At 69.9% G+C, this 16,239-nt stretch carries 17 protein-coding genes; 8 read left to right on the forward strand and 9 right to left on the reverse strand.

The window, feature by feature from the left end; all coding sequences use genetic code 11:
- Positions 1-3: 3 nt before the first annotated feature.
- The 3 genes from HMF7854_RS10265 to HMF7854_RS10275 are packed head-to-tail and all read right to left on the reverse strand — an operon-like array spanning position 4 to position 2,724.
- Positions 4-1,323: an SPOR domain-containing protein gene (locus HMF7854_RS10265; RefSeq protein WP_126719009.1), complete on the reverse strand. Its 1,320-nt coding sequence runs from the start codon at positions 1,321-1,323 to the stop codon at positions 4-6.
- Between the two features lie 4 nt (positions 1,324-1,327).
- Positions 1,328-1,990: a hypothetical protein gene (locus HMF7854_RS10270; protein ID WP_185829242.1), complete on the reverse strand. Its 663-nt coding sequence runs from the start codon at positions 1,988-1,990 to the stop codon at positions 1,328-1,330.
- A 14-nt stretch (positions 1,991-2,004) separates the two neighbouring features.
- On the reverse strand, positions 2,005-2,724 hold the full coding sequence (locus HMF7854_RS10275; protein ID WP_126719010.1) for a ParA family protein: 720 nt from the start codon (positions 2,722-2,724) through the stop codon (positions 2,005-2,007).
- 142 nt (positions 2,725-2,866) lie between these two features.
- On the opposite strand from HMF7854_RS10275, the gene HMF7854_RS10280 reads away from it, so the two are divergent.
- Positions 2,867-3,784, forward strand: coding sequence for an SPOR domain-containing protein (locus tag HMF7854_RS10280; RefSeq protein WP_185829243.1), 918 nt, complete (start codon positions 2,867-2,869; stop codon positions 3,782-3,784).
- On the opposite strand, the gene serB is transcribed toward HMF7854_RS10280, so the two are convergent.
- Complete coding sequence (gene serB, locus HMF7854_RS10285) at positions 3,781-4,671, reverse strand: phosphoserine phosphatase SerB (RefSeq protein ID WP_126719012.1); 891 nt, start codon at positions 4,669-4,671, stop codon at positions 3,781-3,783. The two genes, HMF7854_RS10280 and serB, sit on opposite strands and share 4 nt — an antisense overlap.
- Here serB and miaA point away from each other — a divergent pair.
- Positions 4,664-5,596, forward strand: a complete 933-nt coding sequence (gene miaA, locus HMF7854_RS10290; protein WP_126720171.1) for a tRNA (adenosine(37)-N6)-dimethylallyltransferase MiaA — start codon at positions 4,664-4,666, stop codon at positions 5,594-5,596. The genes serB and miaA overlap by 8 nt on opposite strands.
- Before the next feature lie 15 nt (positions 5,597-5,611).
- Positions 5,612-6,577 (forward strand): ketol-acid reductoisomerase, encoded by a 966-nt coding sequence (gene ilvC / locus HMF7854_RS10295; protein WP_185829244.1) that lies wholly within the window; start codon positions 5,612-5,614, stop codon positions 6,575-6,577.
- Here ilvC and HMF7854_RS15795 read toward each other — a convergent pair.
- The 5 genes from HMF7854_RS15795 to mutL all read right to left on the reverse strand — a co-directional run bounded on the left by HMF7854_RS15795 (position 6,574) and on the right by mutL (position 10,438).
- Positions 6,574-6,741 carry a hypothetical protein gene (locus HMF7854_RS15795; protein WP_185829245.1) on the reverse strand — a complete coding sequence of 56 codons (168 nt, stop codon included), beginning with the start codon at positions 6,739-6,741 and terminating at the stop codon, positions 6,574-6,576. The two genes, ilvC and HMF7854_RS15795, sit on opposite strands and share 4 nt — an antisense overlap.
- A 90-nt stretch (positions 6,742-6,831) precedes the next feature.
- Complete coding sequence (locus HMF7854_RS10300; protein ID WP_126719014.1) at positions 6,832-7,404, reverse strand: outer membrane protein; 573 nt, start codon at positions 7,402-7,404, stop codon at positions 6,832-6,834.
- 388 nt (positions 7,405-7,792) lie between these two features.
- On the reverse strand, positions 7,793-8,104 hold the full coding sequence (locus tag HMF7854_RS10305; protein WP_239016931.1) for a hypothetical protein: 312 nt from the start codon (positions 8,102-8,104) through the stop codon (positions 7,793-7,795).
- Between the two features lie 79 nt (positions 8,105-8,183).
- Entirely contained in the window at positions 8,184-8,501 is a 318-nt protein-coding gene (locus HMF7854_RS10310) for a hypothetical protein (protein WP_126719015.1), read from the reverse strand.
- 167 nt (positions 8,502-8,668) lie between these two features.
- Entirely contained in the window at positions 8,669-10,438 is a 1,770-nt protein-coding gene (gene mutL, locus HMF7854_RS10315; protein WP_126719016.1) for a DNA mismatch repair endonuclease MutL, read from the reverse strand.
- 151 nt (positions 10,439-10,589) lie between these two features.
- Here mutL and HMF7854_RS10320 point away from each other — a divergent pair, with 151 nt between their 5' ends.
- From HMF7854_RS10320 to rodA, 5 genes are read left to right on the forward strand one after another with little or no spacing between them, the layout of a single operon-like run.
- Complete coding sequence (locus HMF7854_RS10320; RefSeq protein ID WP_114228128.1) at positions 10,590-11,633, forward strand: rod shape-determining protein; 1,044 nt, start codon at positions 10,590-10,592, stop codon at positions 11,631-11,633.
- A 14-nt stretch (positions 11,634-11,647) separates the two neighbouring features.
- On the forward strand, positions 11,648-12,520 hold the full coding sequence (locus HMF7854_RS10325; protein ID WP_126719017.1) for a rod shape-determining protein MreC: 873 nt from the start codon (positions 11,648-11,650) through the stop codon (positions 12,518-12,520).
- Entirely contained in the window at positions 12,520-13,038 is a 519-nt protein-coding gene (gene mreD, locus HMF7854_RS10330) for a rod shape-determining protein MreD (protein ID WP_126719018.1), read from the forward strand. Before HMF7854_RS10325 ends, mreD begins: the two co-directional genes overlap by 1 nt.
- Entirely contained in the window at positions 13,035-15,056 is a 2,022-nt protein-coding gene (gene mrdA, locus HMF7854_RS10335) for a penicillin-binding protein 2 (protein ID WP_126719019.1), read from the forward strand. The genes mreD and mrdA overlap by 4 nt, the downstream gene beginning before the upstream one ends.
- A complete protein-coding gene (gene rodA / locus HMF7854_RS10340) occupies positions 15,053-16,165 on the forward strand; it encodes a rod shape-determining protein RodA (protein WP_126719020.1) in 1,113 nt (370 codons plus the stop codon). The genes mrdA and rodA overlap by 4 nt, the downstream gene beginning before the upstream one ends.
- The last annotated feature ends 74 nt before the right edge of the window (positions 16,166-16,239 follow it).

Here is a 16,239-nt window from a genome sequence, read left to right on the forward strand (position 1 = left end):
GGCTCAGCGCGACGCCATCTGGACCGGCGCGTCGCCTGCCACCCGGCGGACGAAGCAGGATCCGCCGGCTGAGCGGAGCGACCCGCACAGCCGGAGCGCGGCGCCCTCGCTGGGAAAGCCGCTGAGCGACAGGCGATAGACGGTCCCGCGCGGACCGCTGAACCTCGCGCTGGCCGGCTGGTAGCGCTTGAGGCTGGGATAGCGGCGAGCGGCCGCGTTCCAGGCGGCGGCGACCCGATCGGGCGAGCCATAGGCGCCGAGCTGAACGACCGCGCCACCCTGCGGCGAGAGACGCGGCATGACTGCCGGGCGCAGCAGCGCGCCCTTCGGCGTATAGCTCGCCGGGCGGAAGGCACGACCGAGCTTGCGGACCTGGACGTAGGGCTCTGCGGCGGCCTGCACGACCGGCGCGGGCGCGATGGCGCGCGGCGCGGCGGTGGCGATGTCGGGCATCGGAGCCGCCGCCGCGACGGCAGCCGGGGCCGGCAGCGGCAGAACGGTGGAATTGTCAGTGACGGCGACCGGCGCCGCCACGTCAGCGGGCGCTGCCGCGACCGGCGCGGCCTGCGCGAGGCGGACCGGGCTTGCCGGCTGGGTGAGCGCGAGGCGCACCGGCTGGCCCGGATCGCTGGCCGCGGGCGTGACTCCGATCAGCGAGGCGACCTGCGAAGCCGTGGTGGCCGGATGCGCGAACCCCATCCATTGCTGGAGCCGGCTGTCGAGCGCCGCGGCGGGCAGGTCCTGCGCCGCGACGACGCGGGCCTGCGCCCAGTCTCCGGCGAGGCCGTGGGCCAGCGCGAGGTTTTGGCGGACCCGGGCATCGGCGCCCGGCTGGGCGGCCGCTTCCTGGAGCACCGCGACGGCGTTGCCCGGCTGCCCGGCCAGCGCCATCGCCAGCCCGACGTCGGCGGCATCGCCGCTGCTGCGGAGCTGGTCGAGCAGGCCGAGCGCCTGGTCCTTCTTGCCTTCGGCGACGAGGCTGAGCGCCAGCTTCATTGCGACCGAGGAGTCGCTGGGATCGAGGCTGAGGGAGTCGCGGAAGGCGGCTTCGGCCGAAGCGAAGCGGCCTGCCGCCATGTAGCTGCTGCCGAGCAGCGCCCGGAACTGGGCATTGTCCGGCTTGCCGGCGACCGCCTGTTCGGCGAGGTCGACCGCCGCGGCACCGTTCCCGCTCATCAGCGCGGCCTGCGCCCGGGTCGCAAGCCCGATCCTGGATCCATCCGCCGACGCGCTCTGGGGCTGCCGGCTCCCCGGCCCGGCGCAACCCGCCAGCACAGTCGAGACGGCAAGGGCGGAGAGCGCAGCGCGCAGCGGCGTGGTCATCGGGTCAATCCTTTCGAGCGGCCTTCCGGGCCATGGCGTCGAGCTCGGGCATGGAGCTCAGCAGCGTATCGAGTGCGGCGGTTACCAGCTGCTGCGCGGAGCGACTGCTGACCGCGCAGGCGAGACGAAGCTTGAGATGCCGGTCCGGATCGAGGCGGAGAGTGAACGCCGCCTTGGCCTTGGCCCCCGCGACGGAACGCTGGCGCGGCGTCCGCTGCACCTTGGCGACCGGAGCAACCGGGGCTGGAGCGACCACGGCCGGAGCGACCGGCTCGGGCGCCGCGACGAGGACCAGCGGAGCGGCCTCGTCACCGGGCTCGTGGAGCTCGGCGGTCTCGTCGACTTCCTCGGGCTCCTCCACCGCGACCAGCCGGTTCTCGATGACGGCCTGCTGCTCGTGGACGGGCGAGCCGACCGGGGTCAGGCCGGCGACCGGGTTGCGGATCGGCGCGGGGCCGATCTCGGCGCCGAACGCGTCATGAGCCGCGTCGCGCACCGGCACGAGCGCCGGCTTGGGCGGCTCGAAGCCCATGTCGTTCCAGCCGAGGTCCTCCATGTTGCCGCCCATCTGGCCGAAGCCTTGGGGGCGCATGGCGGGACGCGCGGCGCCCTTGCGGGCCAGGAGACCCGAGGACAAAGACGCAAAAGCCTTGGGTTCGATCTTCACGACGACCTCTTCCCTTACTGGCCGACCACACGACGGCCGAAGCCGCCGACGGGACGCGGCTGCGCGACGCTGGCGCCCGGCGCGGCGGGTGCGGCGAAGACGGTACGGCGGAAATTCTTCTCGAGGCGGTCCGAAATATAGTCCCACAGCTCGATGACCTCGTTGGCCGACTTGCCCTTCGGATCGATCTCCATGACGGTCCGGCCGTCGATCATCGAGGCGGCGAAGTCGGTGCGGTGATGCAGCGTGACCGGGGCCACAGTTCCGTGCTGCGACAGAGCGACCGCAGCCTCGTAGGTGATCTTCGCCTTGGGCGTCGCCGCGTTGACGACGAAGATCAGCGGCTTGCCGGCACGCTCGCACAGGTCGACCGTGGCGCCGACGGCGCGCAGATCGTGCGGGCTCGGACGGGTCGGGATGACGATCAGCTCGGCCACCGCGATGACGCTCTGGATCGCCATGGTGATCGCCGGCGGCGTGTCGATGACGGCAAGGCGGAAGCCCTGCTGACGAAGGACCTCGAGATCCGAGGCGAGCCGCGCCACGGTGGTCTGCGCAAAGGCCGGCATGTCGTCCTGCCGCTCGTTCCACCAGTCGGCCAGCGATCCCTGCGGGTCGATGTCGATCAGGCAGACCGGGCCGGCCCCTGCCAGCTGCGCCTGCACCGCCAAGTGACCGGAGAGCGTCGTCTTGCCGCTGCCCCCCTTCTGCGATGCCAAAGCCAGAACGCGCATTCCTGTCCCCTCGCCAAATGCGATGCTGTTGAGCAACGGAATGGGCTGTCCGGCCTAAAATCTGGTTAAGATCATCAAGACGCTGTTTCGCGCTTCCGGGCCGGCGATTATTCAGGGCGGCGGGAGAATGCGGGGTCGTCGGATGAACAAGGTACTGATCGCGGTCGCGCTCGCGCTGGCGAGCGGGTCGGCCCCGGCGCAGACGGTGAAGGCCGGGATCGACGCCTGGCAGAAGAACGACCCTGCACGTGCCGTCAGCATCTGGAAGCCGCTCGCCGACAAGGGGGACGCGGACGCCCAATTCAATCTCGGCCAGGCCTACAAGCTGGGCCGCGGCGTGCAGCTCGACCTCGCCGCCGCCCAGGGCTGGTTCGAGCGCTCGGCGCGGCAGGGGCATGCCGACGCCCAGACCAGTCTCGGGCTGATGCTGTTCCAGAACGGCAACCGGATCGCTGGGATGCGCTGGCTCAAGACCGCGGCCGAAGGCGGCGAGGCGCGCGCCATGCTGGTCTACGGGACGGCGTTGTTCAATGGCGACGGGGTGCCGCAGGACCAGATCCTCGCCTACGCCTTCGTCAGCCGCGCCGCGGCGCAGGGCCTCGCCCCGGCGAAGGACACGCTGACCCAGATGGACGGCGCGCTGCCGCTGGGCGCCCGCCAGCGGGGGGTCGCGATGGCGCAGGCGATGGCTGCCGCCCGGCCGCCCGGCGGGGTCGTGCCAGCCGGCAAGGAGGGCAAGGCGATCGCCGCCCGGAAGGTGCCGCCAGCTCCGGTCGCGACCGCCGCGGCGCCTCCGCTCCCGCACCCCGCTGCCGCACCGGTCGTCGCTGGCGGCAAGTGGCGGATCCAGCTCGGCGCCTTCTCGCAGCGAGCATCGGCGGACGCGCTGATGCGGCGGCTCGCCAACACCGTGCTTCACGACCGCATCGCCTATTTCGTCCCAGCGGGATCCGTCCTCCGGTTGCAGGTCGGCCCCTACGCCAGCAAGGCGCAGGCGGATTCGACCTGCGCGGCTCTGGCCCGGGCCGGGACGGCCTGCTTCGCGGTCCCCGAGCGCTAGGTCGCGACCCACTCGCGACGGGGAATGCCCTGCGCCCACAGCAGCGCGGTCAGGTCGTTATGGTCGATGCGCACGTCGGCCGCCTGCGCGAGCCTGGGCTTGGCGTGATACGCGACGCCCAGCCCGGCCTCCTCGATCATCGGCAGGTCGTTGGCGCCGTCGCCCACCGCCATGACCTGGTGCGGCGCGAGCCCCATCTGCTCGCGGAACTCGACCAGCGCGGCCCGCTTCGCCGCCGAATCGACGATCTCGCCGACGACCCGCCCGGTGAGATGACCGTGCATGCTCTCGAGACTGTTGGCCCGCACCTCGCTGAAGCCCAGCTGCGCCGCGAGCGGGTCGGCGAAGTCGTGGAAGCCGCCGGTCACCAGCAGCGTCGTCGCGCCCCTCGCCCGCAGGGTCCGGACCAGCGTCGCCGCGCCGGGATTGTGGCTGATCTTGTCGCGCCGGCACCGCTCGATCTGGACGATCCCGAGCCCCGAGAGCGCCGCCACCCGCTCCTCCAGCGCCTGGCGGAAGTCGATCTCGCCCTGCATCGCCCGCTCGGTGATGGCGGCGATCGGCGCCTTCAGCCCGGCGTAGTCGGCGAGTTCGTCGATGCATTCCTGCCCGACCATGGTCGAGTCCATGTCGGCGACGAACAGCTGCTTGGCGCGGTGCTCGGCCAGTTGAACGACGACGTCGATCCCGACCAGTCCCTCCCTTAGCCGGGCGCGGAGCGATCCGACCGCCGTCGGGCTCCCTTCGACCTCGATGTCCGCCGCGTCGCCCTCGTCGAGCCAGCGCCATCCCGGGGATTCCAGTCCCGCGTCCGCGACGAGCCGACGCGCGTCGTGAATATTGTCCCGGGTCAGGCGACCGGCTGCTATCAGCGTGACGATGATCAAGGGGCGACCTCCTGTCCTGCTCATCGCCGGTCCGACGGCGAGCGGCAAGTCCGCGCTCGCGCTCGCCGCGGCGGAACGCTGGGGTGGCGCGGTCGTCAACGCCGACAGCGCGCAGGTCTATGCCGATCTGTCGATCCTGAGCGCCCGGCCTTCGGCGGCCGACGAGGCGCGGGCACCGCACCGCCTCTACGGCTGTTGGGACGCCGCCGAGCCCTGCTCCGCCGCCGACTGGGCGGCCGCGGCAAAGGCGGAGATCGACGCCCTCCATGCGGCCGGGCGGCTTCCGGTCCTGTGCGGCGGGACGGGCCTTTACCTGCGCACCCTGCTCGACGGAATCGCGCCGGTGCCGCCGATCGATCCCGCGGTGCGCGCCGAGGTGCGAAGCCGCTCGGTGGCCGAGAACCGAGCCGAGCTGGAGCGGCTCGACCCCGATCGCGCGGCAAAGCTCAACGCCGCCGACACGACGCGGATCGCTCGCGCGCTCGAGGTGGTGCGCTCGACCGGGCGGACGCTCGCTGAATGGCAGGCCGAGCGTAGCGGCGGGATCGGCGATGCCATCCAGCTTCGTCCACTGGTCCTGCTGCCTCCGCGCGACTGGCTCTATCGCCGCTGCGACCAGCGCTTCGCCGCCATGCTCGACCTCGGGGCCGCGGACGAGGTCGAGCGGCTGCTCTCCCGCCGCCTCGACCCGGCGCTCCCGGCCATGCGCGCGATCGGGGTCCGCGAGGTGTCGGACTGGTCGGCGGGCCGGACCGACCGGGCGGCGGCACTGGCAGCCGGACAGCAGGCAACGCGCCGCTACGCCAAGCGGCAATATACCTGGTTCGCGCACCAGCCGCCGGCCGACTGGCCGCGCTTCACTGCCCCGCTCGACGAGCCGGGGGCGGTCGAGGCCGCGCTAGCCTTGCTCGCGCCGGCCGCCTAGTCGGGCGGCATGGACATGATCCGAGAAGACCAGATCGATGCCGCCCCGCTCTCCGGCAAGCGGGTGGCGATCATCGGCTATGGCAACCAGGGGCGGGCGCAGGCGCTCAACCTGCGCGACAGCGGCATCGACGTGGTGGTGGGCCAGCGCGCCGGCTCCGCCGCGATTCCCCGGGCTCGCGAAGACGGGTTGATGGTGGTGGCGCCGGTTGAAGCGGTTGCCGACGCGGACCTCGCCATGCTGCTGGTGCCCGACGAGCATCTGCCCGCCCTCTACCGCGAGCTCGAGCCGGCGCTGAGCCCCGGCCGCGCGATCGGTTTCAGCCATGGCCTCGCGGTCCACTTCGGGCTGCTGACGCCGCGTCCCGACCTCGACGTGCTGATGATCGCGCCCAAGGGGCCCGGCACGGCGCTCCGCAGCCTCTACCGCGACGGCAAGGGGATGATTGCGCTGGTCGCCGTCCACCAGGACGCGAGCGGCCGGGCACGCGCGCTGGCGCTGGCCTATGCGAAGGCGCTGGGCTGCGGACGCGCCGGGATCATCGAATCCAGCTTCGAGGAGGAATGCGTTTCCGACCTGTTTAACGAACAGGCGGTGGTCTGGGGCGCGGTTCCCGACATCCTGGTCGCCGGTTGGCAGACCCTCGTCGCCGCCGGCATCTCGGAGGAAGTCGCCTACCTCGAGTGCGTGTCCGAGCTGAAGCTGCTCGCCGGGCTGATCGAGGACCGCGGTCTCGCCGGCATGCGCGAGGCGATCAGCAACACGGCCGAACTCGGCGCGGCGCTCGGCGGACCGCGCATCGTCGACGAGGGGGTGCGCGAGCGGATGGCGGCGATCCTCGCGAGCGTCCGTTCCGGCGCCTTCACCGACGAACTGCAGCGCGAGCGGGACTCGGACTATGCCCGGCTTCGCGAGCGGCGGAAGGGCGACCGCGCCTCGCCGCTCGAGGCTGCCCGCACCCGCCTGTTTCCGTCGGGCTAGCCGACGATCTCCCGCGGTCCATGGCGGTCGCCGGTGCTGGCGCGCTCGAGATAGGCGCGCTGCATCTGGCGATGGGCGTCGGCCGCATGGGGGTCCATGGCTTCGGTGGCGCGAGCCTCTTCCTCGGCGGCGCGCCTGGCGAAGTAGATCCGGTTCTCTTCCACCGTTCGTCTCCTTCGATAGCCGAGTCCGATGGGTAGCAGAACGGTATCGACCGCGCCAGTTCCCCGCTGACAGGCAGATGACGCCGTCGCCTAGAAGCGCGTGCCGATCAGCAGCGCGCCCTGGTGCCGGGTCACGTCCGACTGGTAGTTGGTGTAGCGATACTCCAGCCCGACAAAGGCCTTGCCACCGAGCGAACCCTGGACGCCGCCGCCAAGGCGGAGGCCGTCCAGCGTCGTGCTGGCGCGAAGGTTGCCGTCGCGACCGGTGAAGCGGGCGTTGCTGTAGCCCGCCTTCAGGTAGAGATTGGTCCGGCTCGCGACCGCCAGGCTGACCCGCCCACCGGCGTAGAGGTCGCGGCTGGCGCGGATGCTCGCCGTCGAGTCGCTCGCCTTGAGCGTCGAATCGGTCGCCTCGACATCGACGCCGAGCGAGACGCGGCTCGTCGCCGCGAAGTCGAAGCCGGCGCCCAGGCCATAGAGGATGCCCTCGTCGCCGACATGGCCGCCAAGGCCAAGATCGTCGAGCTCGAGCCGGACATGGTCGACCCCGAGCACCGCCTCGACATGGGCCCCGACCGGGCCGGTCGGCCCGCCCTGGGCAGCCGCCGGCGCAGCGATGGCGGTCGTCGCGGCAACGGCCGCGAGCGCAACAAACTTGTTCACAATAGTTCCCCCGGAACGATGATTAGGCACGCCCCCCGGCGTGCCGGCGAGCGAATGCAATGTTTCAGCGGAGTGAAAAAGATGCTGGGGCCACGCCGGCCTGCTTTTCGCGGGCTCGTGTCGGCGGCGCAACAATCCGAAGCAAGTTCAGCGCGCTTGGGCCGTCTTTTGACACGATGGTGCTCCTGGATGGTGGAGATGTAGCCCGACTGCAGTCATGCTTCAGCGATCGTCGACAACCCGCCCGGCCGGGAAGTTCGAGCCGACCGGGCTGCTCACCTCCGGCCGAACAGCTTTTCGACGTCAGGCATGGAAAGTTTCACCGAGGTGGGTGCACGAAACAAGGGAGTGCGAATGTCCGCAATGGGTGGAAAGCGGACGTTCGCAGTCAGCTTGCCGCTCGGACGAACTGACTCGCAAACTTCACATTATATGCGTAGAACTCGCCATCCGGCGTCCTGACTAACCCCGTGATGTTGGAACGTTGAAATGTGTCCTCACAGGCCTCGTTGTTGATTTTCAGGCTCACGGTGAGAGCACCGTCATCTTCACCGACCAACTTGTAGTCGTAATCGATTGCTTGGCCGAAACAGGTAACTTCCCCTCCGTTCACAATCAGTTCGGCTGCGGGGTCTTCGACGGCGACCCAGCGTCCCTGCATCTCACTCGGAAGCGGTGCATCGCGACCTAATTGCTCCACTGCTCATGCCCTCCCATCGAAAGATCCGCCATTTCAAGGTCGGGCCTAATGTCCGCAATGGGTCGAAAGCGGACGTTCGTCATTGTGCCATCTGGACAGCGTCCAGAGCATTCAGCCATATCAAGACAACGCCGCTCGTGAAGACGGGAAGCAAGGCGATGTGGGCAATGACATTGTTCCTAAAGAGGCTCCGCTCACTATCGCGGTGCGCTCTCCCGTAGAGGTCGGTATCGAAGTAGCCCTCCATGGCCGCCGTGTAGAGCTTTCTGGCAAAATCCCAGACGAGCCACGGCCCACCGGTCGACACGATGAGAAGCCAAAGGCTGCTCAAGTATCGAGTTTTCGGGACGGCAATCGCCAGCAAGGCGGCAACCACACCAAACAGGATCACGAACAAGAGGCGACGGCGTCGAAGCACACCCCAACCTACCTCGCCACTCAATGTATGCAATCGATCGAGCTCGGACCTTTGGCTCGAATGTCCGCAATGGGTCGGGAGCAGACATTGGCCCGGTAATCACGGCTGTCCCACCTGACCAACTCATCGGTCTCGAGCTAAGCCCTTCATTTCCGTCCGAAAAGCCGCTCCACGTCAGGCATGGAAAGCTTCACCCAGGTCGGGCGGCCGTGGTTGCACTGGCCGCTGTGCGGCGTGACTTCCATCTCGCGCAGCAAGGCGTTCATCTCGGCGACGGAGAGGATCCGTCCCGCCCGGACCGAGCCGTGGCAGGCCATGGTGGCCGCGACATGGTCGAGCCGGTCCTGCAACGCCATCACCCCGCCCAGCTCGGCGGCCTGCGCGGCGAGATCGCGGACGAGCCCTTCGACGTCGGCTCGGCCGAGGGCGGCGGGCGTGGCGCGGACGAGGATCGCCGTCGGCCCGAACCGTTCCAGCTCCAGTCCGAGCGCGGCGAGTTCGCCGGTCAGCTCCTCGACCCGGTCGGCATCCGGCTCGTCGAGCTCGACCACCACCGGCAGCAGCAGCGGCTGGCTCGACGTGGCGCCGCCGGTCCGCGCCGCGCGCATCCGCTCGAGCACCAGCCGCTCGTGCGCGGCATGCTGGTCGACGATCACCAGCCCGTCCTCCGCCTCGGCGACGATGTAGGTCGCCGCGACCTGCCCGCGGGCGACGCCGAGCGGATGGCTCGGCACCGGCGCGGTCGCCGGCTCGGCACGCGCGGCGGGTGCGGCGGTGAAGAGCGAGCGGCTTTCCGCCACCATCAGCCCGGCGAACGGGGCCGGCGGAGGAAAGGGCATGGGCGCGGTCCCGAGATCCGGACCCGCGCCTCCCGGCCGGACCGGCTCGACCGTCCAGTTCACCGGCGCCGCCGCCTGATCGTGGATTCCGCTGCGGTGCCCCGCCTCGTCCAGTGCCGCGCGGAGCCCGCCGACGATGAGGCCGCGCACCGCCTGCGGGTCGCGGAAGCGGACCTCGGTCTTGGCCGGGTGGACGTTGATGTCGACCTCTTCCCCTGGCAGCACCAGGAACAGGGCGGCGAGCGGGTGGCGGTCGCGGGCGAGCAGGTCGCGGTAGGCGGCGCGGAGCGCCCCGACCAGCAGCCGGTCCTTGACCGGCCGGGCGTTGACGAACAGGAACTGCTGGTCCGCCGCGCCGCGATTGAAGGTCGGCAGGCTGACCACCCCGCCCAGCTGCAGCCCGCCGCGAACGAGGTCGATGCCGACGCCGCTCCGCGCGAGGCCCGGGTCGAGCAGCGCGGCGACCCGGTTCTGCAGCGTGTCCGGCTGGACCGACAGCACCCTGCGCCCATCGTGCTGGACCGAAAAGGCAACGTCGGGCCGCGCCATTGCCAGCCGCCGCATCGCGTCCAGGCACGCGGCATATTCGGCGCGGGGAGAGCGGAGGAACTTGCGCCGGGCGGGCACCTTGCCGAACAGCTCCTCGACCCTGACCCGGGTGCCCGGCGGAAGCGCCGCCGGCCCCTCGCCCGCCGGTTGGCCGTGATCCACCACCAGCCGCCAGCCCTCGGCGCCCCGGACCCGGCTCTCCAGCGTGAAGCGGGCGACGCTGGCGATCGACGGCAGCGCCTCGCCGCGGAAGCCGAAGCTCGCCACCGCCTCGATTCGCTCGTCCGGGAGCTTGGAAGTGGCGTGCCGCTCGAGCGCGAGGCGCATGTCGTCGGGGCTCATCCCCGACCCGTCGTCGGCCACCTCGACGAGGTCGAGCCCGCCGGCAGCGAGCCTTACGTCGACGTTCCGAGCCCCGGCGTCGAGCGCATTCTCGACCAGCTCCTTGAGCGCGCTTGCCGGCCGCTCCACCACCTCGCCGGCGGCGATGCGGTCGACGAGATGCGAGGGCAGCCTTCTTATTGACATGGATGATGCTCTAGCCCAATCCGAGCGAACCTGCGAAGCGCCTGATTTCTCCAGATTTACGGCGCGCTTGCCGGTACCGGTTTAATCATCCGTGAAGAGCACTTCGGGCAGGGCGCAGGCCACACGGGCAACAGCGAGAGACAAGTAGGGCATGTTCTGGACGCGCTGGTTCAAATGGATGTCGCACGACATGGCGATCGACCTCGGGACGGCCAACACGCTGGTCTATGTCCGGGGCCGCGGCATCGTCCTCAACGAGCCCTCGGTCGTCGCGATCGAGACCATCAACGGCGTCAAGAAGGTCAAGGCGGTCGGTGACGACGCCAAGCTGATGATGGGCAAGACGCCCGACCAGATCGAAGCCATCCGCCCGCTGCGCGACGGGGTCATCGCCGACATCGATGTCGCCGAGCAGATGATCAAGCACTTCATCCACAAGGTCCACGGCGGCAAGATGCGCGCCTGGCGCTTTCCGGAAATCGTGATCTGCGTGCCCTCGGGCTCGACCAGCGTCGAGCGCCGCGCGATCCGCGACGCCGCGTCGAACGCCGGCGCCAGCGCCGTCTACCTGATCGAGGAGCCGATGGCCGCCGCGATCGGCGCCGACATGCCGGTGACCGAGCCGATCGGCTCGATGGTCGTCGACATCGGCGGCGGCACCACCGAGGTCGCCGTCCTCTCGCTCCGCGGCCTCGCCTACACGACGTCGGTGCGGGTCGGCGGCGACAAGATGGACGAGGCGATCTCCTCCTACGTCCGGCGCAACCACAATCTGCTGATCGGTGAAGCGACCGCCGAGCGGATCAAGCAGGAGGTCGGGATCGCCAAGCCGCCGGTCGACGGCATCGGCAAGACCGTCCACATCAAGGGCCGCGACCTCGTCAATGGCGTGCCCAAGGAAATCTCGATCAACCAGGGCCAGATCGCCGAGGCGCTGTCGGAACCGGTGGGCACGATCGTCGAGGGCGTCCGGATCGCGCTCGAGAACACCGCGCCCGAGCTCGCCGCCGACATCTGCGACCAGGGCATCGTGCTGACCGGCGGCGGCGCGCTGCTGCAGGGCCTCGACGAGGTGCTGCGCGACGAGACCGGGCTGCCGGTCACGGTCGCCGAGGATCCGCTGACCTGCGTCGCCCTGGGCACCGGCCGGGCGCTCGAGGAAGAGCAGTTCCGCGGCGTCCTCCAGACCGCGTAAGAGGGGGATAGCAGGTGGCGCCGCCGACAGGTGCGCGCCCGGGCTGGTCGCGGCGGGCGCAGTATAGCCTCTTCTTCAGCTTCCTGGCGGCGATCGCCGGCCTGGTGGTGGGACTGGTCCTGCTCGCCATGTCGCTGGTGGCGCCCAAGGCCTTTGCGGGCGTCCGCGGCGCGGCGCTCGACGCCTCGGCCCCAGTCACCGGGGCGTTGCGCGAGGTGGTCGACACGGCCAGCGGGATCACGACCGGGGCCGGCAACTACTGGGACGCCGCGACCCAGAACGGCAAGCTCAAGGCCGAGCGCGACGGGATGCGCCGCGAGATCCTCGAGGCCCGCGCGATCATGCAGGAGAACCGCCAGCTCAAGGCGGCGCTCGAGCTTCGCGAGCACAGCCGAGAGGCGGTCGCCTCGGGGCGCGTGGTCGGCTCCAGCTTCGAGAGCCAGCGCCGCTTTGCCATCCTCTCGGCCGGGCAAGGCGACGGGGTGGCGGTCGGCATGCCGGTGCGCGCGCCGGAGGGGCTGATCGGCCGGATCATCGACGCGGGCCATCTCGCCAGCCGGGTGCTGCTGATCTCCGACCGCTCGAACATCGTCCCGGTGCGGCTGTTGCGGACCGGCCAGGCGGTCATTTCGACCGGGCGGGGCGACGGGACGATCGACCTCCGTCCGCTCGAAGTCGGCCGCAACCCGTTCCGCCGCGGCGACATCGTGGTGACCAGCGGCACCGGCGGACTCTACCCGCCGCTGGTTCCGGTCGCTCGGGTGGTCAAGCTGGACGACGACGGCGCCATCGCCCTGCCCCTCGCCGATCCCAGCCAGGTCAGCTTCGCGCTGGTCGAGCGACCATTCGAGGACGCCGCGCTGACCGCCGCCAACGAGAAGCCCTGATGGTCCGCGCGGCGCTCGGCACCGGGCGGATCGACCGGGGACCGCGCCGGCTCGCCACCTACTGGCCGGCGATCTCGGTCGTGCTCGCCTCGGCGCTCTCGCTGCTGCCGATCGTCACCCAGACCGGCTGGTTCCCCGATTTCGGGCTGGTCATGCTGCTGACCTGGCGGATGCTCCGGTCGGACGTCTGGCCGAGCTGGTGGGCGGGCCCGCTCGGCTTTGCCAACGACCTGCTGACCGCCAGCCCGATCGGCCTCTCGATCGCGCTGTGGACGGGGTGCATGCTGCTGCTCGACCTCAGCGATCGGCGCACCATGTGGCGCGACTATTGGCTCGAATGGGCGCTGGCGGCGCTGCTGCTGCTCGGCTCCGCCGCGTTCCGCTGGTGGATCGACGGCCTCGCCGGAAGCCATCTTCCGTTCACCCATTCCCTGCCATCGCTCGCCTTTTCCATTCTCGCCTTTCCGTTCGCGGCGCGGCTGGCGGGGGCGATCGACCGCTGGCGGCTCGGCCGATGAACAAGATGCAGCGCATCACGACGACCCACCAGTCGATCAGCTTCTCGCGCCGCATGCTGTTCGTCGGCGGCGCGCAGGGGGCGATCGGCGCTGTGCTGATCGGACGGCTGGGCTGGCTCGCCATCGCCCAGAACGAAAAATACCAGCTGATGAGCGAGAGCAACCGGGTCCAGCTGATCCCGGTGCCTCCCAGGCGCGGCTGGATCATCGACCGCGGCGGCAAGCCGATCGCGATCAATCGCTCGAGCTTCCGGGTTGACCTCATCCCGCAGCAGATGGACAAGAACGAGCGCAACCGGATCATCGCCACTGTCGCGCAGGTGCTCCAGCTGGCGCCCGACGACATCGACCGGATCAAGGGCGAGCTCGAGCAGACCCACGGCTTCCGCCCCGTGCCGGTCGCCGACAACATTCCCTACGAACAATATGCGGCGCTCACTGTGCGGCTGCCCGAACTCCCCGGCGTCGCGCCCTCGCGCGGCTTCGCCCGCTTCTACCCGGCCGGGAGCGCGGTCGGGCAGCTGATCGGCTATGTCGGCGCGGCCAGCCAGCAGGATTATGAGAAGGAGAACAAGAATCCGCTGCTGATCATCCCCGGGGTGAAGATCGGCAAGGAGGGGCTCGAACAGTCGCTCGAGCCGCTGCTCCGCGGGCAGCCCGGCGGGCAGCGGGTCGAGGTTACCGCGCGCGGCAAGCTGGTGCGGGAGCTGGAGCCCAAGCCGGATCGTAGCGGGCGCACCGTGCAGCTCACCATCGACGCCGACCTCCACGAATATGCCGCCCGGCGGATCGGCGACCAGTCCTGCTCGGTGGTCGTCATCGACGTCACCAACGGCGACATCCTGGCGATGCCCTCGATGCCCTCGTTCAACCCCAACAACTTCTCGGACGGGATCAGCCAGGCCGAGTGGAAGATGCTGTCCGGCGACGATCACCTGCCGCTCGTCGACAAGGCGCTGCAGAGCCTCTACCCGTCCGGCTCGACGATCAAGCCGTCGATGGCGATGGCGCTGCTCAATGCCGGGATCGACCGCAAGCAGCGGGTCTACTGCAACGGCTCCTATCCGCTCGGCAACCACGTCTTCCACTGCGACGCCAAGCATGGCGCGGTCGACATGGACGCGGCGGTCGTCCACAGCTGCGACATCTATTTCTACGAGATGTGTCGCCGCGTCGGCGCCGAAAAGCTGGCCCCGATGGTCCGCTCGATGGGCTTCGGCGAGAAGTTCGACCTGCCGTTCAACAACCAGCGATACGGCACCATCCCCGACCCGCAGTGGATGATGCGCAAATATCATCGCGAGTGGCAGACCTACGACACGATCAACATGTCGATCGGCCAGGGCTATGTCCTGATCAACCCGCTCCAGCTCGCGGTCATGGCGAGCCGGCTCGCGACCGGGAAGCGGGTCGTGCCCCGGCTCCTCAAGGCCGCGCCCGTGGTGCCGCAGGCCCAGCTGGCCGTCGACGCCGACCACCTCGCCTTCATCCGCACGGCGATGGCCGGCGTGGTCGATCACGGCACGGCGGCCGCCGCCAAGCTTCCGCTGGCCGGGATCCAGATGGCTGGCAAGACGGGCACGGCGCAGACCCACAATCTCGCCGCGCACGAACGCGGCAACTACACCGCGGCGAACTGGAAGCTGCGCGACCATTCACTGTTCATGGCTTTCGCGCCCTACGACAACCCGCGCTACGCCGCAGCGGCGATCGTCGAGCATGGCGGGTTCGGCGCGGCGGTGGCGGCGCCGCTGATCCGCGACACCGTGACCTTCCTCTACGACCGCAACAAGGCGATCGACGCGCTCCACCGCTTCGAGACCAGCATCGGCGGCTCGCTCGAGGAACGCACCGAGCGCAAGACCGCCGCGTGGCGGGCCGCCAACGGCTACCCTCCGCTTCCTCCCTCGCGCTCGCCGGCGGCAGCGGCCTCGATACTCGATGCCCCGCCCGCGGGCGTAGCCCCCTCCCCCACCGCGGCGGGCGCCCCGCCGCGACCGGCGACCCCCACCACATGATCAGTTCGGCCATCATCCCGCAACCGCTCGCCCGCCTCCCCTGGCGGCTGATCTTCATGGTCATGACGATCGGCGGCTTCGGCCTGCTCGTGCTCTACTCGGCCGCCGGCGGCTCGAGCTCGCCCTGGGCGCTCAAGCAGGGCGTGACCCTGCTCGTCTTCCTCGGGATCGCGGTCGGCATCTCCAAGATCCGCGAGACGACGATCAAGAGCCTGGTCTTTCCCGCCTATGGCGCGATCCTGCTCATGCTGATCGCGGTCGAGATGATCGGCTTCGTCGGCAAGGGGGCGCAGCGCTGGCTCGACCTCGGCCCGGTCCGGCTCCAGCCGTCCGAGTTCATGAAGCCGGCGATCGCGCTGGTCCTCGCCCGCTTCTACGAGCTGCTGCCGATCGGCGAGATCAAGCGCTGGCGGGCGATCTGGCCCGCCGCCGCGCTGCTCGGCGTCCCGGCCTTCCTGATCCTCGTCCAGCCCGACCTCGGCACCTGCATCGTCGTCGGGCTGGTCGGGATCACGGTGATGTTCCTCGCCGGCATCCCGCTGTGGGTGTTCATCGGCCCCGCCGTCGCGCTCGGCGCACTGGCCCCGTTTGTCTACCACCTGATGCACGGCTACCAGAAGAAGCGGATCGACATCTTCCTCGACCCCGAGAGCGATCCGCTCGGCGCCGGCTACCACATCAGCCAGTCGAAGATCGCGATCGGCTCGGGCGGGATCATGGGCAAGGGCTTCCTCCAGGGCAGCCAGAGCCACCTCGACTATCTCCCCGAGGGGCACACCGACTTCGTCTTCGCGACGATGGAGGAGGAATGGGGAATGGTCGGCGGGGTGCTGCTGATCCTTGCCTTCGCCATGGTGATCCGCTGGGGGATGACGGTCAGCTACAACGCCAAGTCGCGCTTCGCCCAGCTGTCCGCCGCGGGCCTGTCCGGCGTGATCTTCTTCTACGTCTCGATCAATCTCCTGATGGTGATGGGCCTTGCTCCGGTCGTCGGCGTGCCGCTTCCGCTGGTCAGCTACGGCGGCTCGGCGGTGATGACGGTCATGCTCTGCCTCGGGTTGCTGATGGCGTTCGAGCGGCAGCAGCGCACCGTTTCAACTTTGTCGTAAAGGGCGGTTGCCAAGCCGGCCAACCCCCGTTAGAGGCCCCCACGCGCCCCCGGTCACCGGACCGGCGCGCTGCC

The sequence above is a fragment of the Sphingomonas ginkgonis genome (assembly GCF_003970925.1).
Taxonomy (GTDB): Bacteria; Pseudomonadota; Alphaproteobacteria; order Sphingomonadales; family Sphingomonadaceae; genus Sphingomicrobium; species Sphingomicrobium ginkgonis.